Source organism: Sphingopyxis granuli NBRC 100800 (assembly GCF_001591045.1).
GTDB classification, from domain to species: domain Bacteria; phylum Pseudomonadota; class Alphaproteobacteria; order Sphingomonadales; family Sphingomonadaceae; genus Sphingopyxis; species Sphingopyxis granuli.
In genome coordinates this window covers 1-5,007 of sequence record NZ_BCUA01000149.1, presented here as the reverse complement: position 1 = coordinate 5,007, position 5,007 = coordinate 1, and the positions used below count along the sequence as shown (strand labels likewise).

At 66.6% G+C, this 5,007-nt stretch carries 6 protein-coding genes; 3 read left to right on the top strand and 3 right to left on the bottom strand.

Annotated elements, in window-relative coordinates:
* The coding region (locus SGR02S_RS20440; RefSeq protein WP_218000147.1) for a hypothetical protein at positions 1-209 on the bottom strand (209 nt) is incomplete at its 3' end.
* A gap of 161 nt (positions 210-370) precedes the next feature.
* Here SGR02S_RS20440 and SGR02S_RS18920 point away from each other — a divergent pair.
* Positions 371-1,066, top strand: a complete 696-nt coding sequence (locus SGR02S_RS18920; protein WP_067113736.1) for a hypothetical protein — start codon at positions 371-373, stop codon at positions 1,064-1,066.
* Positions 1,067-1,348: 282 nt separating this feature from the next.
* Here SGR02S_RS18920 and SGR02S_RS18915 read toward each other — a convergent pair whose 3' ends face one another.
* On the bottom strand, positions 1,349-2,161 hold the full coding sequence (locus SGR02S_RS18915; protein WP_067113733.1) for a transporter: 813 nt from the start codon (positions 2,159-2,161) through the stop codon (positions 1,349-1,351).
* 46 nt (positions 2,162-2,207) lie between these two features.
* On the opposite strand from SGR02S_RS18915, the gene mtgA reads away from it, so the two are divergent.
* Together mtgA and SGR02S_RS18905 are read left to right on the top strand one after the other, a co-directional pair.
* Entirely contained in the window at positions 2,208-2,921 is a 714-nt protein-coding gene (gene mtgA, locus SGR02S_RS18910; RefSeq protein WP_082797236.1) for a monofunctional biosynthetic peptidoglycan transglycosylase, read from the top strand.
* Between the two features lie 182 nt (positions 2,922-3,103).
* The gene (locus SGR02S_RS18905) at positions 3,104-3,982 is read left to right on the top strand and encodes an OmpA family protein (RefSeq protein WP_067113729.1); all 879 of its coding nucleotides are present in this window, start codon (positions 3,104-3,106) and stop codon (positions 3,980-3,982) included.
* A 138-nt stretch (positions 3,983-4,120) separates the two neighbouring features.
* Here the strand turns inward: SGR02S_RS18905 and SGR02S_RS18900 are convergent, their stop codons facing one another.
* A complete protein-coding gene (locus SGR02S_RS18900) occupies positions 4,121-4,657 on the bottom strand; it encodes a J domain-containing protein (RefSeq protein WP_067113727.1) in 537 nt (178 codons plus the stop codon).
* Positions 4,658-5,007: the final 350 nt, after the last annotated feature.

The window sequence follows — 5,007 nt, the reverse complement described above, 5'->3', positions numbered from 1 at the left end:
AGCGTCCCTGTCTCCAAGGTATAAACGCCAAACAAGTTCAGGGTGACGAAAGAGAGAAACCGTGCCGAAATCCGAATCCCCACAGCCATACCCGCTTCGTCATTGCGACCCCGGATCTGATTCCGGGGGAAGCAATCCGCGGCGGTTTGCGCTACTCTGGATTGCCGCGCGGCTTCGCCGCTCGCAATGACGAGTCCATTCGATGTCATCGCACTCCAGGTCCAGCATGACGGGATCGGGGATGGCCGAATTTTTCCGACCCCGACCAACCGGGCTGCGTCACCGCCTGCTCGCGGCGTGAATTGACAGGCGGGAGCAAAGGATTAGCTTCCCCTCCCGACGCTTCGTCACCGCTACAGGGGGACTCATCATGTGGAAATGGATCCGGATACCCAAGGGCATTGCGCTGCTCGCCTTCCTGCTGCCGTGGATGACGGTCAGTTGCTCCAACCAGAAGATCGCCGAGGCGAGCGGGTTCGGCCTGGCTTTCGGCAGCATCAAGACGATGGGCCGGGCATCGAGCAGCGGTGACGGGGCCGCGATGAACCTGTGGCTGATCCTTGCGCTGCTCGCGATCGTCGGCGGGCTGGTGCTGCTGTTCACGCGCGGGCGCGAAACGGCGAAGCTGGTGCTCGGCACCTCGGCGGCGGCGCTGCTGCTGATCCTGATCGGGACGTGGCGCTACAGCAAGGACGCGATCGTCGCCGAAGCAGCCAAGAATGGCGGCGGCAACGGCGGACTCGATCAGGCGGCGCTGTCGATGATCCAGATTCACTGGGAATTCGGCTATTGGCTCGCGCTGCTGGCGCTGATCGCGGCGGGCGTGATGGCGTGGCTGGTGATGAGCGGCAAGGAAGCCGAGGCCGAGGCGAAGATGCGCTCGCTCGCTGCCGATGCCGCGGACGCGGCCAAGGTTGCCGCCGCCAAGGCAGGCGACGCCGCCAGGGATGCAGCGACGAAGGCGAACGACGCGATCGATGCCGCCAAGGACGCCAGCAAGGACAGGGCCGGCGACGATGCCGGCGCCGCGCCGGACGGGAAAGACGGCGACCCGCCGAAGCCCTGAACCGGCGAGAATGGCGGCCGTCGTACGCTCCGGCCTGCGGCCCCGTTCCCAGGAGCGTAATCCGCTTTGACTGAAACATTTGTGTGTCCCCGCGCAGGCGGGGATTCGGGGCAGGCTGGCGCAAGATCGCTCTGGGTCCCCGCCTGCGCGGGGATACGCCTATAAATCAGCAGGTTTCATTCAAAGATGATCATGCTTCAAAGTGATATGCTCCCGCGCCGTCGGGAAGCTCGCGTTTTTCCACTTCTGGTTGAGGCACATTCAAGCCAAGCATGACAGAATCTAGAAACGGCGCGCAAAGCCGAAATAGAATTGAAAATCGGGGCTGGCGCGGTTGAGGCCGATATTGGCGCCGATGTCCCATTGGCTGTCGTCGTCCGGCTGCCATCCGACCGACAGCCCGGCGAGCCATTCGCTGTCGTGCCCGGCAGGATCGCGGTCGCGCGCGAAAGAGAGTTCGGCCGCGATCGACACCGCGTCCGACGCCGCGAAACCCGTCCCGGCCACCGCGCCATAGGCGAGATGGCGGCCATTGCCGTCGGCGTCGACCGCCGCGTCGACGTGCGGCGTCAGGCTGAGCGAAACCGCCCCCGCCTCGACGCTCGCCGGGATCAGCAGGCCCGCGCCCCAATCGCCGGCGCCGAGCGCGCGGCCGCCGACCGGCAGGCTCGCATAGGGCATGACCGCCAGCGACAAGCCCGAGCCGTCGGGGTTGCGCAGGTTGCGGCGCAGCGCCAGCGTCACGTCCCCCGTCCCGGTCCGATCGACCGCGGTCCCCGCAACCGTATCGCGCTCGCGCGCACGGCCGAGTGCGGTCCAGCCGACCTGCACCTCGGTCGAAGGCGTCAGGCCGACGCGCAGCAACGCCTCTCCCGCCGTCACCGTGTCGGTACGCAGGGTGCCGTCGCGCTCGCGCGTCCAGTCGCCGATACCGAGTTCGAATACCACGGTCCCCGCCTCCACGGTGCAGGCGGGGGTGCCGAGTCCCGGCCGATCGGGGCACAGCGCGCGCGGTTCCTGCGCCGCCGCCGGGGCGACTGTCGCCAACAGCACGATCAGCACAAATGCGGGCGGCAGCATGGCGAATCGACGCATGCGATCGGGACTTTTCCTTTGCATCGCACTCGACTAGGCCGCTTCGATGGCGAGGAAAAGCGGGACGCGGGCGAAATCCACCATGGGGCGGTTCTTCGGGACCGCGCTCAAGATTCTGGTCGGCGCCCTGCTCTTCTCCGTCCTCTGGGTGCTCCTCTATGCCGTCGTGCCGCCGCCGGTGACCTTCACCATGCTCGCCGACGGCAACGGCATCACCAAGGACTGGACCAGCCTGTCGCGGATCGACCGCACCATGGTCCGCGCCGCGATCGCCGCCGAGGACGGCAAATATTGCAGCCACAACGGCTTCGACCGCGCCGCGATCGAGCAGGCGATCGAGCGCAACGCGCAGGGCAAGCGAATCCGCGGCGGATCGACGATCAGCCAGCAGACGGCGAAGAACGCCTTCCTGTGGCAGGGCAGCGGCTGGACGCGCTATCTGCGCAAGGTGCCGGAGGTGTGGTTCACTTTCCTGATCGAAAAGATCTGGGGCAAGCGGCGGATCATGGAGGTCTACCTCAACATCGCCGAGACCGGCATCGGCACCTATGGCGTCGAGGCGGGGGCGCAGCGCTATTTCAAGCATGGCGCGAGCCGGCTGACGCCCGCCGAAGCGGCGCGCATCGCCGCGATCCTGCCGCTGCCCAAGAAGCGCGAGGCGATCAGCCCGTCGGGCTTCACACGCCGATACGGCAACATGATCCGCGCCCGCATCGGCGTCGTCGCGCGCGACGGGCTCGATGCCTGCGTCTATGACTAGCGACGCGCCGTCGGCATAGGCCCGGAACGCGCGAAAGGACGCCGCAAACACCGTTCGCCATCGGTTCGCCGCACAATGCACTCCAATTACCGGCGCAAGCAATCGCGCGCTCTTGCAGGGACTCCGCAGGTGCCGGAAAGGGCGACCTGAACGCGGGGGCGGCTCATTGAAGGAGTGATATCATGGGTGCCGTTTCCAGAAATTCCCGAATAGCGTTGCTGCTCGCCATGCTGACCGCACCGGCGACGGTCGGCCTGGCGGCGCAGCCGCAGGACGCGTCCGAGGGCGACGTCATGACGACCGTCTATGGCACGCTGCCGACCGAGGCGGAGATGACCAAGGGGCCGGAGATCGAGGGCATCATCTCCGCGCGCAGCGGCAACCGGATGCAGGTCACGACCGCCGACGGTGCCAACACGGTCATCGCGATCACCGACAACACCCGGATCAAGTCCAAGGGGGGCTTCCTGGGCCTCAACCGCAACAAGCTCGCCGCCGATTCGCTGCTCAACGGGCTGCCGGTGACGGTGGAGACGCTGCAGTGGGACGGCGGCCTGGTGGCGAGCGAGGTCGACCTCAAGAACAAGGACCTCAGGACCGCGTCGATGATCCGCACCGGCACCGACCAGCGCTTCGCCGAACAGACGGCGGCGACGGAGGCGCTGCGCGGCCGCATGGGCGACATCGACCAGTATAACGTCAAGGGCACGACCAACGTGAACTTCGACGTCGGCAAGGCCGTGCTGTCCGAGCAGGCGAAGGCCGAGCTGTGCGCCACGGCCAGCCAGGCCGAGGGGATGGACAACGCGCTGCTGCTCGTCGTCGGCTACACCGATTCGACGGGAAGCCAGGAGTTCAACCAGCAGCTCAGCGAAAAGCGGGCGGGCCGCGTCGTCAATCATCTTCAGCAGGCCTGCGGCTGGAAACCCTATCGCATGCTGACCCCCACCGGGATGGCGGAAGCGGACCCGGCGGCGAGCAACGACACCATCGAAGGCAAGGCGCAGAACCGCCGCGTCGCGGTGAACGTGCTGGTCAGCAAGGGCCTCGACGGCCTGTAAGACACGCGGGGTGGGCGCCGCCCACCCCGATATTTCCGGGGCGGTGCCGGCTGGCGTCGCACCCGGAGTCATCGTCTGGGAAGAAACATCGCGGCGTCCTCGCGGAGGCGGGCACCCAAAACGACGTCCAACAGCCCGCTACGCCGGTTTCCAACTCTTGCGTTCCTCGGCCTGCTTCAGCACCTCGAATGCCGCCTGCCCCGCCGCGAAGCGCTTCGCCGCTTCCTCGTCGCCGGGCCTGACGTCGGGGTGGCATTCCTTCGCCAATCCCCGCCACGCCTTCTTCGTCGCCTCGAAATCGGCGTCGGGGTCGAGCCCCAGCACCTCGAGCGCGCGCATCTCGTCGGCGCTGCGGCTGCCGTCGCCGGGGCCGCCCCAGCCATAATGCTGCGCGCGGGCATAGCTGCGCGCGCCGCGCGCCTCGTCGGCGGCGCGCTCGGCCGCCTCCTCGGCGCTCAGCCCGGCGAAATAGTCCCAGCCGCGATTATATTCGGCCGCGTGCGCCTCGCAGAAATACCAGCGTTCGGGGCTGTTCGGCGACTTGGGCGCGGGGCAGTTGCCGGGTTCCTCGCAGCCGTAGCGGTCGCAGATCCGCACCTTCTGCGCCTCGCGCGACGCACCATAGGCGCGCCAGCGGGGGAAACCCCAATCGTCGGATCTCTTGGCGCGGTTCATCCCGTTCATGTAGCGGTTGGGAGACGCGATGGCTAGGCGGCAGCACCCGAAAGACGCGCCCGAAAGCGCTTTCCTGCATTATTCCGCCGTGCCAGACCCGCGGTTCGGCTCTTTGCCATCGTCGGTTCCTATGCGCCTTCCGGTTTGTCGCGAAACGATCGCTTGGCCCATAACGACATGAGTTGGAATCGTCATTGCGAGCGGCGAAGCCGCGCGGCAATCCAGAGCTCATGTAAACCGCTCTGGATTGCTTCGCTCCGCTCGCAATGACGAAGTGGGTCAATTCAATTTCATCAGAGTAACGCCACAAAGGACACAATTTCGATGCATGCATGCGGGGCTTTTGTGGC

Coding starts and splice junctions, on each gene's coding strand:
- SGR02S_RS18900 (WP_067113727.1), bottom strand. CDS start 4,657: ATGAACCGCGCCAAGAGATCCGACGATTGGGGTTTCCCCCGCTGGCGC.
- SGR02S_RS18915 (WP_067113733.1), bottom strand. CDS start 2,161: ATGCGTCGATTCGCCATGCTGCCGCCCGCATTTGTGCTGATCGTGCTG.
- SGR02S_RS18920 (WP_067113736.1), top strand. CDS start 371: ATGTGGAAATGGATCCGGATACCCAAGGGCATTGCGCTGCTCGCCTTC.
- mtgA (WP_082797236.1), top strand. CDS start 2,208: ATGGCGAGGAAAAGCGGGACGCGGGCGAAATCCACCATGGGGCGGTTC.
- SGR02S_RS18905 (WP_067113729.1), top strand. CDS start 3,104: ATGGGTGCCGTTTCCAGAAATTCCCGAATAGCGTTGCTGCTCGCCATG.